Below are 18,488 nucleotides of genomic sequence, written 5' to 3' on the forward strand. Positions count from 1 at the left end.
CAATCTGCCGCTGGCCAGGTTAAATGGCGAGGTAGGCCGTACCACCGGTCAGCTGCGCCTTTTCGCCAACGTGATCAGGGAAGGCAGCTGGGTAAATGCCGTGATAGATACTGCAGACGCTACCCGCACCCCTGCAAGGCCCGATCTGCGCAAAATGGCGCTGCCACTCGGGCCTGTAGCCGTGTTCAGCGCAAGCAACTTTCCTTTCGCATTTTCAACCGCCGGCGGCGATACGGCCAGCGCACTGGCTGCGGGTTGTACCGTAGTCGTGAAAGGACACTCCGCACATCAGCAAACGTCCCAACTCGTATACGAAGCGATTCAGAAAGCCATTAAAAGCAGTGGTGTTCCCGAGTTTACCATGCAGCACATTACCGGCCCAGGCAACCTGGTAGGAAAGGCGCTGGTGCAACATCCGAACATTACCGCGGTAGGCTTTACCGGCTCATTCAGCGGCGGTACCGCACTGGTGGAGTACTCCAGCCAGCGTGAAGTGCCTGTTCCGGTGTTTGCCGAAATGAGCAGCATTAACCCGGTAGTATTTTTCCCCGACGCATTGGAGAAAAACGGCGCACAACTGGCGCAAACCTACGCAGGTTCTATCACGCTCGGTATGGGACAGTTTTGTACCAACCCCGGTTTGCTGCTGGCAGTGAAATCTCCGGCCCTGGATGCCTTCACCGGCGTACTGGCCGAGGAGATCGCAAAAGTGGCACCGGCTAAAATGTTGCACACTGGCATCTGCCGCTCTTTCAACGAAAAGCTGGAAGAAGTGCTGGAGCACAAGGATGTGCAGCTGGTAAAACAGTCGGCGCAGGCGCCGGCCGAACTCGAGGCGTATCCGACACTCGCAAAAGTAAGCGGCGCCGCTTTCCTGGCGGATGCTGCACTGAAAGAAGAGGTGTTCGGACCGTTTTCCCTGCTCGTGGAATGTGAAAGTAAAGCAGAACTGATCAAGGTATTAAAAAGTCTGAAAGGCCAGCTTACCACTACCTTGATGGCCACTGCTGAAGATATTAAAGCCAACCAGGACCTGCTCGACCTGCAAACAACGCTGGCCGGCAGGATTATTCTTAACGGCGCGCCCACCGGCGTGGAAGTGTGTGCGGCCATGGTGCATGGCGGTCCCTTCCCGTCTACGACCGATCCGCGTTTCACTTCCGTAGGCTCCTCCGCTATCCAGCGTTGGGTACGCCCGGTGTGTTTCCAGGGTTTCACGGAAGAGATGTTGCCGGCGGAACTGAAAAGCGCCAACCCGCTCAACATCTGGCGCACGGTGAACAACCAGTTCACACAGGCGCCTGTTAGCGCATAAGGGATTCCGCATACTGCGGCACAACTAAACACGCGTAACTGCGCTTCCCGGTGGTGTAAAGCCACCGGGAATGCCGGTCGCGGAACGGTCGGTGCAGGTTGTTGTTAACTCCACGACGATATTTTTCGGTAACTATTCATTTCAACCTTATGACCAATCAACCAAAGTCATTTAAGCAATCGTTCGGATTGCTGGATGCCACCATGATCGTAGCCGGTTCCATGATTGGCTCCGGCATATTTCTCGTAAGTGCCGATATAACCCGCAACACCGGCTCCGCAGGCTGGCTGATCCTCATCTGGATCATCACAGGTTTATTAACTGTTACCGCCGCCCTCAGTTATGGAGAATTGAGTGGCATGTTTCCCAAAGCCGGCGGACAATATGTATACCTAAAAGAAGCTTTTGGCCCGTTAACGGGCTTTTTATTTGGATGGAGCTTTTTCACCGTCATACAGGCCGGCTCTATCGCCGCCGTCGGTGTGGCCTTCGCCAAGTTCTCCGCCTACATATTTCCCGCGCTGAGTGAAACCAACGTACTGCTCGATATCAGCGGGTTTAAGATATCCGCCGCACAGGTCACCTCGATATTACTTATCGTTTTACTCACGTTCGTGAATACGCGCGGGGTAAAAGAAGGCAAGATCATCCAGACGGTTTTTACGCTGACTAAACTGGCCGCGCTGTTCGGGCTGATCATCTTCGGTTTCCTCTTCGCCGCGAAAAAGAAATATGGGACGCCAACTGGGCTACCGGTTTCAGTATCGGTAAGATGGATGGTGCTTCGTTGATTTCCTACTCCGGCCTGTCTGTCCTCGGCGCCATTGCCGGCAGCATGGTGGGGAGCCTGTTCAGCAGTGATTCCCGGAACAACGTAACCTTCATCGCCGGCGAGATCCGCAACCCGAAACGCAACATCGGTCTTAGTTTATTCCTGGGCACCCTCATCGTTACCGTGATCTATGCAGCTACCAACTTAATGTACATCAGTATTATGCCCATGCAGGAAATCGCCTATGCAGAAAATGACCGTGTAGGAGTGGTGGCCTCCAGGTATATCTTCGGTCCCGAAGGCACCATCATCATTGCCGCATTCCTGATGATTTCCACCTTCGGTTGTAACAATGGACTGATCCTGGCGGGTTCCAGGGTATCCTACACCATGGCGAAAGACGGTCTTTTTTCAAAGGACTCGGTGTGCTGAACAAGAACGCGGTGCCGGGCAAAGCCCTGTGGATACAGTGCATTTGGGCCTGTGTACTGTGTTTGAGTGGCCGTTACGGCGAATTGCTCGATTACGTGATCTTTTGTGTACTCATATTCTACATCCTGACGATCCTCGGCATCTTCCGCCTGCGCCGCAAACGCCCGGACATTCCACGGCCTTACAAAGCATTTCTATACCCGGTACTGCCGGCCTTATATATTGCAGCCGCGTCAGTGATCTGCCTGGCTTTGCTCGTGTACAAGCCAATGTATACCTGGCCCGGACTGATCATCGTATTGCTCGGCATCCCGGTATATTATCTTGTATGGGGTAAAAATTATACCGGTACGCCGGCATCGGAAACGTCTCCGGTAGAAGAAGAAGTTTTATGAAGAAAGTAATCTTACTCCTAGGCGGAAGTCTTTATCTGACGGGTGTTTTTGCACAACAGGCAGCTACGGTTACCGTCGATGTGTCGAAGCCGCAGGCCCGCGTGTCCCCTTCGCTGCATGGTATTTTCTTTGAAGAGATCAGCCATGGGGGAGAAGGTGGCCTGTACGCAGAGCTCATACAGAATCGGGGCTTCGAAGAAAGCCGTATCCCGCAAGGTGTACAGCTGAAAGATGGCTGGCTGGTGCCCGATCCGAAACCACACTGGTTCCTGAACGGTAAACCGAGCGACTGGCGCATGCCCTGGCCGGTTAAAAGTGATTATCCCAGCTGGCGTGGTAGTGCCGGTATCGATATAACCCTTACGCAGGAGCACCCGCTGAACACCGCGACCCCGCGTAACATGAAAGTAACCGTCCGGCAACCCGGCGCCGGCAGCCGGTTGATCAATGAAGGTTTCTGGGGCATCAACGCCGTAAAGGGAGATGTGTATAATCTTACGTTTTACGCCCGTACGGACGCTGATTACAAAGGCGGCGTAGATGTGCAGCTGCAAAGTAAAGAGGGCCGCATACTGGCTAAAAATACGATCAAAAGCATTAGTTCCGGTGAATGGAAGAAGTACACGTGCAAACTCATTCCCACGGAAACCGATCCGGCGGCCGAGTTTGCGATCAGCTTCAACACCACCGGTACGGCCTACATCGATTTTGTATCGCTGTTTCCCGCCAAAACGTTTAAAGGCCGCCCGAACGGCATGCGCAATGACCTGTCGCTGTTGCTGGCCGGCATGAAGCCCGCTTTCCTCCGCTGGCCCGGCGGCTGTTTCGTTGAAGGTATTACCATCGAAAGTGCGCCGGACTGGAAAAAGACCATTGGCCCGCAGGAGCAGCGGGAGCCTACTTACAGTCCCTGGGGTTATTGGGCAAGCAATGGCTTCGGTTACCATGAATACCTGCAATTCTGTGAAGATATCAATGCCGATGCGATGTACGTGTTTAACATCGGTATCGCCTGCGAAATGCGCAGCGGTACGTTTTACGGGCAGGACAGCGTGCCTGCGCTCATCGGCAATGTGCTCGACGCCATTGAATATGCGATAGGGCCAGTGTCGTCGAAGTGGGGCCAACTGCGCGCCGCCAACGGTCATCCAAAACCGTTCCCGCTTAAGTACCGGAGATCGGGAATGAACAACACGGTGTAGCCTATGCGCAGCGCTATAACGAATTTTATAAGGCCATTAAAGCCAAATACCCGCAGCTGCAAATGATTGCCAGCATGGGCATTGGCGACATTAACCGCAATACGCTAGATAGTATGCATGCGGTAGACATCGCGGATGAACATGCGTACAAACCGGCCGGATGGGCCTTTTCGCACTACGATCACTTTGATAAATATAAACGGGGCGCCTGGGATGTGTATGTAGGCGAATACGCCACCAACAACGGCGTAGGCGCCGGTAATATGAAAGCGGCGCTGAGCGATGCCGCGTACATCATGGGCATGGAGCGCAATGGCGACCTGGTGAAGATGTCCAGTTACGCACCATTGTTCGAGAACGTAAACACCCGCCACTGGCCGGTAAACCTCATTAACTTCGATGCCTCCCGGAGCTTCGGCCGTATTTCTTATTATCTGATTAAGATGATGAATGATCACCGTGCCGACCAGAACTTCGCAGCAGGCGCCACCTTGATAAAGGAAGCAGACCCGCAACCCCGTTTCACCGGCGGTATCGGTCTGGCTACCTGGGATACGCAAACGGATTACAAAGACATACAGGTGATCAAAAACGGTCAGGTCATCTACCAGAGTGATCTTATCAACAAAAAAGACGAATGGCAACATATAGTGGGCGGATGGGAGGTGTCTGACAGTGTGATCGCTATGAAACAGGAAGGCCCGCAACGCTTCGCGCTGCTGAAGGGGCAGTCGTTCGATACCTACACGCTCAAACTCAAGGCCCGTCGCAACAGTGGTTACAACGCCTTCATTATTCCTTTTGCCGTAAAAGATAATAAGACCATGCTGCGCGCGCACATCGGTTCCTGGGTAAACCAGAACTGCGTGTTCGAATCAGTGACCAACGGGTTCGATGTGGCAGATGTATCTGTCCAGAAGCGTTTGCCTGCGCAGATAGCGACCGGGCGTTGGTACGAGATCACCCTGGAAGTAGGGAAGGAGAAAGTGGACTGCTACCTCGATGGGCAACTGCTGATGACCTTTGAACAACCGCAACAATTCCTCGCCATCGCCGGCCGCGACGAAAAGAACGGAGATATTATCGTAAAAGTAGTGAACGGACAGGCGAATGCGGTGAACACACAATTGCAGCTTACCGGCATAACAAGTGTCGGTAAACAGGCCACGATCACCACGCTGACCGCGCCTTCCGAAGAACTGGAAAACTCGCTCGACGCGCCGGAGAAATATGTGCCGCGTGAAAGCAAACTGGAAGATATGCGAACGGATTATCCGCTGAAGGTAGCACCTTTCAGCATTAACATACTCAGGATCCATGATCCTGCCTGGAAAAAATGACCAAGCATGAAATAACGGGGCACGTCTGCGCTCCGTTTTCTTTTGTCGCCCCTTTTGGGTATTATTGTATCCGGAAAGCAACCAAAGTTTATGTGAATGGCCGTAGCGGAGATATACCAGTTTTCGGATGAAAGGGAACTATTTGACCGGGTAGCAGAGGGCGACGAAGATGCTTTTAACGCGGTTTACCAGCACTTTATGCGCCTCCTGAGCGGGGCAATTCTTCAACTTGTTAAGTCTGAGCCTGATGTAGCCGAAGTGCTGCAGGAAGCCTTCGTGCGTGTATGGCTCAACCGCGATAAGCTCCCTGATATCGAAAATCCCGGTGGCTGGGTAAGGCGCATCATCATGAATGAATGTTACCGCTTATTAAAAAAATAACCTGCGCGACCGGCTCCACGATACGGTGCTCGCCGGCATCCAGGGCGAACCCGCATCCGCATTACGTGCCGAACACCGGCTGGTACTGAATGAAACCGAAAAGATCATACAGGCCGCATTAGCGGAGCTGTCGCCTCGGCAGTACACCATTTACCGCCTCAGCCGCGAACAGGGCAAACGCACTGCCGAAATCGCCCAGCTGCTGGACCTTTCTCCCGACTATGTAAAGAAAACCCTCGCTACCGCCCTGCAGAAGATCCGGAAAAAATTGCAGGACGCCGGTAAGCTATTACCCGCCGTATTATTTTTCTAAAAATATTTTCAGACGGATACCCCCTTTTCCTTTTTCAAAGGTTAATGATAGTAGAAACAGCTATGGAACAGCAACGACTTGCCTATTTATTGCAGCGACTGGCCGATAATTCAATCACCGGCGAAGAGCATAACGAAATGATGACGCACCTGCATGCGCATCCCGGAGATGATTTGTCTGCCGAAGCCGGGGAGGCTTTCCTGGCAGCCAATGAGCATATCCCCACGGATTTTACCCCCTACGAACATATTGCCCGCGATATTGCCGGGTTAGACCGCATGCCGGCACGCCGTACAGGATGGCTGGCGATGTTGAATCCGCGCAAGGTGGCGGCTGCCGCTATTATATTGATAGCGGGATATGGTATTTACACCTTGTTGCGCAAACCGGCAGATAAACCACAGCTGGTGCAGCGGGTAGACATACTGCCCGGCCGCGAGGGGGCTATCCTCACCCGTGGCGATGGCAGTACCGTGGTGCTCGACAGCGTAACTTCCGGCGAGATGACGGAGCATAACGGCGCACGCCTGAAAGTGCAGCAGGGGCATGTATCCTATGCGAACGCCACCGCCAGCAATACCGAAAATATATATAACACCATTACCACCCCCAACGCCGGGACGTTTCACCTGTTGTTGCAGGATGGTACGGAAATATGGCTGAATGCCGGCAGTTCGGTGACGTACCCGGTGGTATTTACCGGTAACGAACGAAAGGTAAAGATCACGGGTGAGGCCTATTTCGAAGTAGCAAAGGCCGCGGGTAAACCTTTCCTGGTAAACGTAAATGACCGCGCGGAAGTAGAAGTGCTGGGTACTCACTTTAACGTGAATGCCTATGCGGATGAAGCCGCGATTAAAACCGCCCTGCTCGAAGGGGCGATTCGTGTGCGCAGTAAAGAGGCGCGCACCGCGGTGTTGAAGCCTGGTCAGCAGGCAGTGATCGACAAGGCAGAAATGAAAGTGGAGCCGGCTGATGCCGAAGAAGTAAGCGCACGGAGAAATGGATTGTTCCATTTCCGTAAAGCCACCGTACCGGAAATGATGCGCGAAGTAGCGCGCTGGTACGATGTGGAAGTACGCTTCGAGGGGGCTGTGCCCGAACGTACCTTTTCCGGCGATATAGAACGTACGCTTAGCCTGCAACAGGTATTGACAATATTACGCGTAACACGTATCAATTATACTATCGACAACCAGAAACAAATAACGATCAGGAACTAACGAGTAAAATTTAAAAGTCAGCTTAGAGAAGTTCCGTTAGCCGGAACAAAAGCCTTCAGGTCATTAAAAAACCGGGGATCAGATTGGACCCTGCCCCGGTTAGCTAAGATCGAATGCTTACAGGGATTATACTGCTTAAATATCAACCTTAACACTGCAAAAGTATGCAAATTCAGGCGTTTTGCGGCCAGTTTCCCAACAGCGGGAAGCGATGGCCGTCGTTATCAACCAAAATAATGTTAGTCATGAAGCTAACAACGATCTTATTATTGGGCGCATTCCTGCACCTCAGCGCTGCAACAAAGGCACAAGTCGTGAATTACAGCGCAAAATCCGTAAAGCTGGAACAGGCTTTTGACGCGATTAAAAAGCAAACCGGGTACGTGTTTTTTTATGACGATGCAGAACTCAAAACTGCACAACCGGTAAGTGTACAATTGAAAGGTGCAAGCCTCTCCGATGCGCTGACGGCGCTGTTGGACAAGCAACCATTTTCCTACCAGATTACGGGCAACACCATCGTGGTAACGGCTATCGCCAAAACGATGTTCCCGGTACTGACGCAGGAAAAGGGGCCCGTGCGCGGTGTGATCATGAACAATGTGGGCTCGCTGCTCGCCGGCGCCACCGTATCTGTAAAAGGAAAAAAGCAAACGGTGTTTACCGATACGGAAGGCCGCTTTACGATCAGTGCGGATCCGGGTGATATACTGGAGTTCAGCTATGTAGGGTATTCCAAAATGGAAATTCACGTGAGCAAAGTAGTTGCCATGACCACGGGGCAGTCGGCCAGCAACGCCGGCGGCCAGATTACTAAAATGGCCAGCGGAGAACTGACCGTGATGCTGCAGATTTATGTAACCTCGCTTGGTGAAACGGTGGTAACAGGCTACCAGACGTTGAAGAAGTCGAGCGTGGCGGGCGCGGTAAGTTCCATTAAAGCAGAAGAGTTGTACCTGAACGGTATTAATACGATAGAACAGGCCTTGCAGGGTAAACTGCCCGGCGTGGTAATTACCAGCAATTCCGGGTTAACAGGCACCCGTCAGAAAACCAGGGTGCGTGGCACTTCTACGTTGCTGGGTACACAGGAACCAGTGTGGGTGGTAGATGGTATTATCCGGGAAGATCCGCTGCCATTTAAGGCTGCCACGCTCAGCGCGCTGGGGGAAATTACTTCCGATAATTTCGATTATATCCGCGACTTCGTGGGTACTTCTATCGGCTGGCTGAACCCGAACGATATTGAGGATATCACCGTATTAAAAGATGCATCCGCCACTGCCATCTATGGTGTGAGAGCGGCAAACGGGGTAATCGTCATCAACACAAAAAAGGGAAAAGTTGGACCTGCCACGATCAGCTATTCCGTGAATACAAGCATTACCGAAAAGGTGAATTACGATCGCCTGGAGATGATGAATTCACAGCAAAGGGTAGCCGTATCAAAAGAAATTTATCAACGCGGGTTAGTGACCAATAGTCTGAATAATAGCGTAGGTTATGCCGGTGCATTGTCCGACTATCTTAATAAAAGAATTACCGCGGAAGAGTTTGAACAGAAGGTTGCCCGCATGGAAACGGTGAATACCGACTGGTTCGATTTAATGTTCCGCAACCCTGTCAGCATGAATCATAACCTGAGCATATCGGGCGGTAATGCCAATACGCGTTATTACGCGTCGTTTGGTTATAACTCCACCAATGGTACGGCGATCGGTAACGATAGTAAAGGATATACGGGTAATGTGAGCATCACCTCCCGGCTCACCAGCAAGTTAAATGTGTCTATGCGTTTATCCGGGTCCAGGAAAACGGTGGATGGTTTTTACCTCGTGAACCCCTACAACTACGCCGCAAAAATCAACCGCGCCCTGGAAGCATACGATGCCGCCGGTCAGCTGGCTTATTACAACGGCGATAATGGTTTCCGTTACAACTTCCTCAACGAAAGGGATAATGCCGGTTTGCGCAACAACACGCTGGCAGCCAACACCAGCATTGATGTGAACTATGATATATTACCCGGACTGCGTTTTCAGACCATGTTCGGTTACAATACCACGGTGGTAGATGGTTATTCCTATGCTACCGAGCGCACGTCTTACATCGCGAAACTGCGCAACTTCGAATACGGCGCCGCCAAGCCTACGGATGCCGTGTATATCAATAGCCGCCTGCCCGTGGGTGGTGAACTGAATGAAGAACGTAACACGGTAGGCGCCTGGAACTGGCGTAACAGTCTCTCATACTCCAAAGTGATTGCAAAAAAACATGCACTCACCGTCATGGTAGGGCAGGAGGCAAGCAGCAGCAGGACGACCGGCGCCACCGCTACTACTTACGGCTACCTGCACAACCGCGGCAAATCGTTCGCTACTGTGCCGCTGACGTACACGGCGGCTAAAACGCCCAATACCCTGTACACAGAAATGCAGGCAACAAGGAAGAACACCGACCGCCTCGTAAACAACATGGGCCTGTATGGTACCGTGAACTATGTATACGACAACCGATACGTCCTCAATGCAAGCGTACGTTCCGACGCCTCCAACCGCTTCGGACAGTACACCGGGGAGAAATTTAACCCGGTATGGGCTGGTGGTGTGCGCTGGAATGCCGCGAATGAAAAGTGGTTCGATCGCAGCAACTGGTTGGCAGACCTCAGCTTCCGCGCCAGCTTCGGTTACCAGCGTAACATCGTGGCCAATGTAAGCCCCGAGCTGATCGTGCGTATCCCGACGGGCGCTGCCGCGAACATCGTAGACCAGTTTACCGGCGAAGACATGCTCACCCTCAGCAAACTGCCTTATGCGGATCTGCGCTGGGAAAAGAATACCTCTGCGAACTTTGGTATTAACCTGAGCCTGTTCCACGGTAAAGTGCAAACGAGTGTAGACTACTACATGAAAAAAGGTCGCGACCTGATCAGCAACCTGAATGTACCGGTGGAATATGGGGTGGAAACCATGCCGGTAAATGGTGGCAATATGGTGAACCGCGGTATCGAGATCAGCGCCAGCTTTACACCCATCCGCACCCGCGACTTTACCTGGAACGTTGGGGTGAACAGCGCCAAAAACTTTAACGAAATCCGCCGCACCGGCACGCAGCAGATCAACTGGAAAACTGCGGTGGGTGGTAACTATTATAAAACAGGTTATCCCGTTACCGGCTTCTGGGCATTTGATTATACCGGCATTAATAGTGTAAACGGTTACCCGATGTTTAATACCGTGGTAAAGCAGAAGGGCGATTCACTGAACGATCCTACGTCTTACATGCGTTACATGGGTAAACTGGACCCGGATTTCACCGGTGGACTGAGCATGACGTTCCGCTACAAACGTTTTTCTTTAGGCACCAGCCTCAACCTGCAGGTAGGCGGCAAGCGATTCCTGCTGCCGGTGTATAACACCTCTACCGGTAAGCTGCCAACCGAATACGAGAACCTGTCGGCCGAACTGGTAAACAGGTGGACGCCGGATAATAAAACGGCCATGTACCCGGGACTGCCCGATTACACTGTGCCGTCATTCCTGCTGCCCGACAAACGTACCTACACGCAGGTGTACGAAATGTACAACTACAGCACTACCCGGGTCGTAAATGCGTCTTCGCTGCAATGTAATAATTTGTCGCTCGGTTATAGCATGCCGGAAGTACTGGCGCGTAAAGTGAAGTGCCAGAACATCTCTATCAACGGCGGGTTTCACAACTGTTCTCGATCGTGAGTAAAGATTACCGGGGAAGAGATCCGGAAGTGGCTACCGGCCAGCAGCCGCGTACCAAAACGTACACCTTGTCACTCGCCGCCAGTTTCTAACCACTAAACGAAGATCAACAATGAAAAAGATATGGATATTACTGTTGCCGGTTTGCCTGCTGGCATCTTCCTGTAAAAAGTTCCTGGAGGAAACAAGTCCGGACGAGATCCGGCCTTCTTCCACCGAAGATTTATATGCCTTTATGATCAGCGATGCGTATCCCTATAGCGCACCCCTGGACCTGTTCTCAGATATGCTGACCGACGACGTGAAAAGCTACGGCATGCCGCGGAATACGAACGGGACCATTAATACGACCTACGCCAGCTTTTACGAAAACGGCCGTGGCGTATTCAGCTTCGATCCGCTGGAACTGGATGGTAGCACCGGCACTGCTTCCACTGCGCTGAATGCCTGGAAAAACTTCTATAGCCGCATTAAAGGCTGCAACATCGTGATCGATTACGCAGAAAAAGTAAAGGGCACCGACCAGGCGAAAGACGCATTGCGCGGACAGGCGATGGTATTACGTGGCTTTTACTATCTGAAGCTGGCGCAGTTATATTGCCTGCCATACAATGGCGCCGGCGTACAACCCGCTACGGCTATGGGTGTTCCGCTGATCCTCTCCATGCAGGTAAGTGATGAACACGTAGGCCGCCATACATTGCAGGCAACTTTTGACCAGATCGAAAAAGATATGGTGGAAGGCGCCGCACTGATCAAAGCGAATTACACCGCGCCAACGCCTTACCGTCTCAGCGAGATCGCCGCTTACGCCCTGTTAGCGCGCTTTTATCTTTATCGCGGGCTGGATACGGATATGGACAAGGTGATCGAATATGCAAGTAAAGTAATTGAAGCAAGACCGACACTGACCCTGATGAAAGCGTACGTGGTTTCCAACACCAGCCTGAACCCAGCGGGTATTTACGATCAGACCACGAGTTCGGAAGTGCTGTGGCAGTATGGATTCAACTCAAAAAACAACGCCAGTTTTATGCCGGTTACGGGTACCTATACCAATCTTCATGCACCCTATGCGGTATCAGACGAATTGCGCAATATGTACGAGAAGGGCAACGGCACCGATAACAAGGGCGACCTGCGTTATGCGCTCAACTTCCAGAAGTATTTCGTGAGCGGCGCGGAATTTCCTTCCCGCAGCCTGAAGATCGGGCTGAATGCGAATGCAGGCGACAAAGGTATTCGTACGGGCGAAGTATATATTACCCGTGCAGAGGCCTATGCAAGGAGATTTAAAAAATCAGCGCAGGACGCAGACCGTGTAGCAGCGATTAATGACCTGAACACCTTGCGCCTGAGCCGTTACGATACCCGCACGGCGGCTTACACGCCGGTGTCTTTTACGGATGCGGATGCATTGCTTAAATTCTGCACCGATGAACGCCGCCGTGAAATGAGCCTGGAAGAAGGTTCTCGTTGGGCTGATATTAAACGCCTGGGCCTGTCGGTAACGCATAACTTCATCGATGCGGAAGGTACCAGCACCGTGTTTACACTGGCGGCGAACAGCCCGCTGTACGCGCTGCCCATCCCGATCTCCGTGATCAGCCGTAACAACAATCTTGTTCCTAATCCCCGCTAACACCGTACAACATGAAACTGAAAATATATATCCTTGCTGCTGTCACTTTGCTGGCCATTGCCTGCACGAAAGAAGAAACACTGACGGCCTCGGGCGAAAGTGGCGCTTATACGCTGCCGCAGGGAAACCATGATTTCGATGCAACGATCAAAAGTTATTACGATAAGTACGGCAGTTACCTGCTGTATAAATTCTCTAACCGCGATTCTTACTGGACACCGGCAGGATGGAAGAATGCTGCATACGATACCATTAACAAACGCTGGAGCTCGGGCTTCCTCGTAAAACCGGCCGAGGAAACGTATGTACCCGCGCAACTGCAGGTGATGAATCGCCTTTGGTTCCGGTTTTATTCCGATAAGTTTTTGAAAGAGTTCCTGCCCGGTAAAGTACTGCTTTGTTCTGCGGTGGATTCTGTATATCTCGGGTATGATTTTACCACCGTGCCCATTACCAGCATAAAGCTGGAAAAATCGGTGGCGGCCTGGTTTAACTACGATGCGATCAACGTGAACTTTGGTAATGCGAAGGTGCTTACAATGACACCGCAGGATTCCGGCATCTTTATCTGGAAAACGAATACGATTTTCATGCAAAGCATTTTTGCCCGCAAGCCCATTGCAGCCACCGCCGATTTTACAAAAATCACCAGTTATGCAACGGCGTTTACCACGCAGGCAGCGGCTTACGCGGCCGGTTCCATTACCGATTATTACGCATCTAATGCACAGTCGGACTGGGAACAGTATATCCTTGCGATGACCGGTTACCCGGAATCTGTGTTAAATACCAGCGCGCCCAATACCACACGTTCCTACGTAGGTATCCTGAACGCCACAAAAGATACGAATGGAAAGATCAGGCAACGTTACAACCTGGTACGCAATTATTTTATCACGAATTACAACGTAGACCTGCAGATGATCGGCAACGCCGCCATCGCCCGGTAATTACATTTTATAAGCAGATGAATATGCAGTTTATGCTGCATACAGGCCATGCTTTGCTATAACGGAAATTGAGAACATGAGCATATTACGCAATTTTTTACTGACCGCCATTCTCGCTCCTGTGTCTGCACTCGTGCAGGCCCAGGATGCGGGCATGCCTTCGCTCCGGACTTACATTAAACCGGGCGCGCAGCGGTACCAGGGAATGTGCAACATCTACGTACAGGATGGCCGTTACCTGATGGAAGTGCCCGATTCGATAGAAGGACGCGATATCCTGGCAGCCATTACGATCGTACAGGGTTCCGCTCAGCGCGAACGGAGAACGGACAAACGCTTCGGTTATTCAGGTGATGCGGTATACGAATCTGTATTTCGCTTCCAGCGCGCCGCGGGCGACCGTTTAACACTGGTGCAGCCACAGTTCCGGAACGCGCGTGACACAAGCACTACTTTCTACCGCGCAACCGTGTCGTCCTTATTGCCGGTGATACAGTCGTTTGACATAAAGGCGCGGGATGAACATGCATCATTGATCGACTTCACCGAAGCTTTTAAAGGCGATGTAGACCTGTTTTCACTCCGCGGCGCCAAAGATGAACTGGGGATCGGGGAACTGCAATCAGACAAATCGTTCGTAAAAAGTGTTACCTGTTTCCCGGGCAATATCAACTTTCGTTCTGTCAAGAGTTATAGTCCCGGTACACCGCCGCCCGCAGCCCCTGGTGGGGATGCCCGGGGCATCCGCTCCGCCGAAAAAGCCCAGCGATGCCACGGTGTGGGAGGTTGGCGCTTCACGGATATTATTGCCCGAAACGCCGATGAAGCAGCGCTTCATGGACCCAAGGGTCGGTTACTTCACCAAAAGTGTGCAGGACCTGGACCACTACCCGGAAAATCCGCGTTGGGTGCAACTGGCTACCCGCTGGGACCTGCAACCCAAACCGGAAGATATGCCGCGTTACCTGCGCGGTGAATTAGTGGAGCCGGTGAAACCGATCATTTTTTATATCGACAGGAATACACCGGGTTACCTGGTGCCATATTTTATCGATGGTGTAAATGAATGGCGCCGGGCCTTTGAAAAGGCCGGTTTTAAAAACGCGATCACTGCGCTTCCGGAGCCACCTGCCGACGATACTACCTATTCCCTCGAAGACGTCCGTTTTTCCTATATCTCTTACAAAGCATCACCTATCCCTAATGCCTATGGACCGTCGGTATGTGACCCGCGCTCCGGTGAGATCATCAGTTCACGGGTAGCGGTGTTCCATAATATCATGGACCTTATCCAGCGTTGGTACTTTGCGATGTGCGCCACCAACGATCCCGCTGCCCGGCAGTTCCCGCTCAGCCGCGACGTAATGGGCCGGCTGGTAAAGAACGTGATCACCCATGAAGTGGGGCACGCACTCGGCCTGCGCCATAACTTCGCCGGCAGTTCTACTTATGATGTAGACAGTATCCGTAACCCGGCTTTTGTGAAAGCGAACGGCTTCGGCGCATCGGTAATGGACTACATGCGTTTTAACTATGTAGTACAGCCGGAAGATAAAATGCCCGTGGAGCTGTTATTACCCAACCTCGGCGTATACGACTTCTTCGCCATCGAATGGGGATATCGTTATTGGCCGGAGTTTAAATCGCCCAAGGCGGAAGCCGATTCCCTGGAACGCTGGGTAAGCGCAAAGCGAAAAGATGAGCGCCTGATCTTCGGTAAAGAAACCGACCTGCACGATCCCCGCTTTCAGTCGGAAGATGTAGGCAGCAACGCGGCTAAAGCGGGTGAACTGGGCATGAAGAACCTGCGTACCGCTATGTTGCATTTCGATGAATGGATGACCGCCATGAAGGCCGATGATATCTATTATGGACAGCAATACCGCAGTATGCTGGGCCGCTATCACAACTACTTGAACCATGCATTGCGCACGCTGGGAGGGCGCTATAATAACGAAGACGCCCTGCCGTCGGAGAACATGCCTGCCTTTATCCCGGTAAGTAAAGCCAAACAGGAGGAAGCTGTAGCCTTCCTTGAGCAATATATTATGCATTACCCTGAATGGTTGTTCCCTCCAAAGATCACGGACAAAGCCGGGTTCATATTCGACCGCGACGGCGCGGAACCGTTTGCGGTAGCACTGTCTAAGTTTTTCATGGCTTACTCCCGCATCCTGCAAAACGAAGTAGTGGCAGGGGACAAGGGCTACCATGCCAGCACGCTGTTCGACCGGATATACAGTTCCGTATACGGTAAACTCGCAAAAGGGCAACCCGTGAATGAGTTCGACCGTTTACTGCAACGCACGCTGCTCGCCAGCATGATATCCAATGCCGCCTCTAAAGCCGGTTTTAGTAAGGATGTGTCGGTGCAGTTGCTCATATTGATCGGAAAAGTTCAGGCGGGCTGTAAAGCAGGCATGCCGCTGGCAAAAGATGTGCTCACCAAAGCGCACCTGCAGTCAATGGCCGATATGATTACTATTTGGGAAACCGGTACCGGCCAGGGTTTATTGGCCAATAAATAATGATAACACCAATAACGATGTATAGAAGGATGTTGACAATAGCGGCCTGTGTCGCAGTTATGAGCGCTTCGGCGCAGGATGCGGCAAAGGGACCGATGCCGTTCGATAAGTTTTTTACGAAGGAAACCAAAACCATCAACGGCGATTTTCCTGTATACCAGCGCGGGAAAAGTTACTACATGGAAATTCCTGCCACCAGCCTGGATAAGGATATCCTGGTAATGGGATATGTACGGCGGGGCAATGCGTCTGCGATCGCGAAGTCGTCGGGCATTATCCGTTTCAGCAAAGGCATTAATGATTACCTCGACGTAACCCGTCCTATATTCAGCGAGGGTGCGTCCGGTGATGCGAACGGAGATATAGAACAGGTGATCAAAAAATCAGCGAAAGCGCCGGTGAACTACGGCTACCGGATCGAAGCACTGGGTAAGGAAAAGAACAGTTACATCATCGATGTTACCCGCCAGATCACGGATGCGGGCGACTGGTTCGCCTTCAATGACCTCAGTTTCCTGAGCCATCCCGATCCGCAGCGTTTCTACGTGCAGCGCATCTCCCCGGAAAATAACGGCGTGCGGTTTGTCGTTGAGCGCTCGCAGACAGATTACATGGGAAATACCGGCGCTCCTAAAAAGGCGCATAACAACAGTTACGAGATAGAAATGTTGTTCAGCGAACTGCCCGACAAAAAAATGCCCCGTAAGATAGCCCCCGAAGCCAGCGGTTTCGAAACCTTCAGTTTTACAGACTACGGGAAAGTGGCCTATACGGCCCGTAAATCGGAGTTTATCCGCAAATGGGATGTTCGTCCGGGGAAACAGAAAAAGGGCCTGGTTGCACCTGTAAAAGCGATCAGCGTGGTGATTGATCCGCTGACACCGGAATTCTACCGCAGTTATATAAAAGCAGGTGTACTGGCCTGGAACGAAGCGTTCCAGGCTGCTGGTTACCAGGACGTGCTGGAAGTAACGGTAGGAAACGACCTGCAGCTGGCGCCAGGCAAAATTGTGATCAACTGGGGAAATGCCTATGCCGGGGTGTTGAACTCCACGGTAGATAATCCCGAAACCGGGGAAATCATGATGGCCCGCATCAACCTCATGTCTAATAGTGTGGAAGAGCTGATGCTGCGTTACTTCGTACAATGCGGCGCTACCGATCCGCGTATCGTGAAAGATATTAAAAGTCGTGAGGTAACGGGTGAGATCCTTCGCTGGCAGGTAACCCGTACCATGGGACAGGTATTGGGGCTGAAAGAAAATCCTGCCGCCAGTACACGGTATACGCCGGCAGCACTGCGCGATGCCGCTTCACTGAAAAAGCACAGCATCAGCGCTTCAATTATGGACGAGCTGAACTTTAACTATCTGGCGCAACCGCAGGACCAGGTGCCTGTATCATTACTCATGCCGCATATCGGCGAAGATGATATCGCTGCCATTAAGTGGGCATATGGTACGGCGCCTAAGCCATCATATGTGTGGCTGCCCGAGGGTAAAACCGATCCGTTTACGCGTCAGTACGATCTTTCAAACGATCTGACGGAGGCGGCCATACTCGGGATCAGGAATCTCGAACACCTGTATCCCCAACTGAAAGCAGCGTCTCTGCAATTGGACGGCAGCGAGAACCTGTTCAATGCAAATGGCTCGTTATACGGCGCAGTGCAGCGGGAATACTACAAATATGTTACCGATGTTTTGTCCCAGATCGGCGGTATGGCCGATCGTAAAACAGGCCGCGTCGTAACTCCCGTAGCGCAGCAAAGGAAAGCCCTGCAGTTTTTATCCGCTTATGTTTTCAATGGCGCACCTGCCTGGATGACGGAGAAAGTAACACCCAGCGGCCGGGTGATTGATGTGGACGGCTGGATACAGCAATTGCAGGAAACAGCGCTGAACAGGCTGGCAAGTGTGGAAGTACTCGCCGCCGCCGCCCAGCCGGACGGCATCGGCGCAACAGAGATTTTCGCGTTCATTGATAAAACGGTATTTAAGTCCTTCGATAAAAAGCGCGCGCTCACGGCCGGTGAAAGAACCACGCAACTTACGTTCATGTACAACCTGGCGCAGGCCGCCTATAAGGCGAACATCAGTAACGGTCTTGGTGACGGCAACGTGCTGCTGCATTATTACCTGACTACGACCGCGCAGAAGCTGGCGCAACTCGGAGAAGAACACACCGACCTGCTGAGCCGCGAAACGTACCGCCTGATGAAGATGAGCGTGGACAAGGAGTTTTTAACAAGATAAAAGTGT

The 18,488-nt window shown here is 52.1% G+C and carries 13 protein-coding genes and 2 pseudogenes; all 15 read left to right on the plus strand.

Annotated elements, in window-relative coordinates; all coding sequences use genetic code 11:
• Positions 1–10 precede the first annotated feature (10 nt).
• The 15 genes and pseudogenes from MKQ70_RS06570 to MKQ70_RS06630 all read left to right on the plus strand — a co-directional run bounded on the left by MKQ70_RS06570 (position 11) and on the right by MKQ70_RS06630 (position 18,482).
• Entirely contained in the window at positions 11–1,315 is a 1,305-nt protein-coding gene (locus MKQ70_RS06570; protein WP_248081104.1) for an aldehyde dehydrogenase (NADP(+)), read from the plus strand.
• Positions 1,316–1,464: 149 nt separating this feature from the next.
• Positions 1,465–2,106, plus strand: coding sequence for an amino acid permease (locus tag MKQ70_RS37845; RefSeq protein WP_282456252.1), 642 nt, complete (start codon positions 1,465–1,467; stop codon positions 2,104–2,106).
• Positions 2,088–2,519: an APC family permease gene (locus MKQ70_RS37850; protein WP_282456253.1), complete on the plus strand. Its 432-nt coding sequence runs from the start codon at positions 2,088–2,090 to the stop codon at positions 2,517–2,519. The genes MKQ70_RS37845 and MKQ70_RS37850 overlap by 19 nt, the downstream gene beginning before the upstream one ends.
• Positions 2,513–2,914 (plus strand): amino acid permease, encoded by a 402-nt coding sequence (locus tag MKQ70_RS37855; RefSeq protein ID WP_308198953.1) that lies wholly within the window; start codon positions 2,513–2,515, stop codon positions 2,912–2,914. The genes MKQ70_RS37850 and MKQ70_RS37855 overlap by 7 nt, the downstream gene beginning before the upstream one ends.
• A gap of 788 nt (positions 2,915–3,702) precedes the next feature.
• Positions 3,703–4,259, plus strand: a pseudogene (locus MKQ70_RS42040) (alpha-L-arabinofuranosidase family protein); the annotation flags it as partial.
• Between the two features lie 120 nt (positions 4,260–4,379).
• Positions 4,380–5,456 carry an alpha-L-arabinofuranosidase C-terminal domain-containing protein gene (locus MKQ70_RS06585; RefSeq protein WP_504909716.1) on the plus strand — a complete coding sequence of 359 codons (1,077 nt, stop codon included), beginning with the start codon at positions 4,380–4,382 and terminating at the stop codon, positions 5,454–5,456.
• Between the two features lie 96 nt (positions 5,457–5,552).
• A complete protein-coding gene (locus MKQ70_RS06590; protein ID WP_248069376.1) occupies positions 5,553–5,837 on the plus strand; it encodes an RNA polymerase sigma factor in 285 nt (94 codons plus the stop codon).
• A gap of 25 nt (positions 5,838–5,862) precedes the next feature.
• On the plus strand, positions 5,863–6,150 hold the full coding sequence (locus MKQ70_RS06595) for a sigma-70 family RNA polymerase sigma factor (RefSeq protein WP_248069378.1): 288 nt from the start codon (positions 5,863–5,865) through the stop codon (positions 6,148–6,150).
• 62 nt (positions 6,151–6,212) lie between these two features.
• A complete protein-coding gene (locus MKQ70_RS06600) occupies positions 6,213–7,373 on the plus strand; it encodes a FecR family protein (RefSeq protein ID WP_248069379.1) in 1,161 nt (386 codons plus the stop codon).
• Positions 7,374–7,618: 245 nt separating this feature from the next.
• Positions 7,619–11,107 carry a SusC/RagA family TonB-linked outer membrane protein gene (locus MKQ70_RS06605; RefSeq protein WP_248069381.1) on the plus strand — a complete coding sequence of 1,163 codons (3,489 nt, stop codon included), beginning with the start codon at positions 7,619–7,621 and terminating at the stop codon, positions 11,105–11,107.
• 112 nt (positions 11,108–11,219) lie between these two features.
• A complete protein-coding gene (locus tag MKQ70_RS06610) occupies positions 11,220–12,749 on the plus strand; it encodes a RagB/SusD family nutrient uptake outer membrane protein (protein ID WP_248069383.1) in 1,530 nt (509 codons plus the stop codon).
• Between the two features lie 11 nt (positions 12,750–12,760).
• A complete protein-coding gene (locus tag MKQ70_RS06615; protein ID WP_248069385.1) occupies positions 12,761–13,699 on the plus strand; it encodes a hypothetical protein in 939 nt (312 codons plus the stop codon).
• A gap of 154 nt (positions 13,700–13,853) precedes the next feature.
• Positions 13,854–14,399 (plus strand): annotated as a pseudogene (locus MKQ70_RS06620) (DUF5117 domain-containing protein); the annotation flags it as partial.
• Positions 14,400–14,430: 31 nt separating this feature from the next.
• Positions 14,431–16,227: a zinc-dependent metalloprotease gene (locus MKQ70_RS06625; RefSeq protein WP_504908037.1), complete on the plus strand. Its 1,797-nt coding sequence runs from the start codon at positions 14,431–14,433 to the stop codon at positions 16,225–16,227.
• A 29-nt stretch (positions 16,228–16,256) separates the two neighbouring features.
• Positions 16,257–18,482, plus strand: coding sequence for a DUF5117 and DUF5118 domain-containing protein (locus MKQ70_RS06630; RefSeq protein WP_248069387.1), 2,226 nt, complete (start codon positions 16,257–16,259; stop codon positions 18,480–18,482).
• Positions 18,483–18,488: the final 6 nt, after the last annotated feature.

The organism is Chitinophaga sedimenti (assembly GCF_023156195.1).
GTDB classification, from domain to species: domain Bacteria; phylum Bacteroidota; class Bacteroidia; order Chitinophagales; family Chitinophagaceae; genus Chitinophaga; species Chitinophaga sedimenti.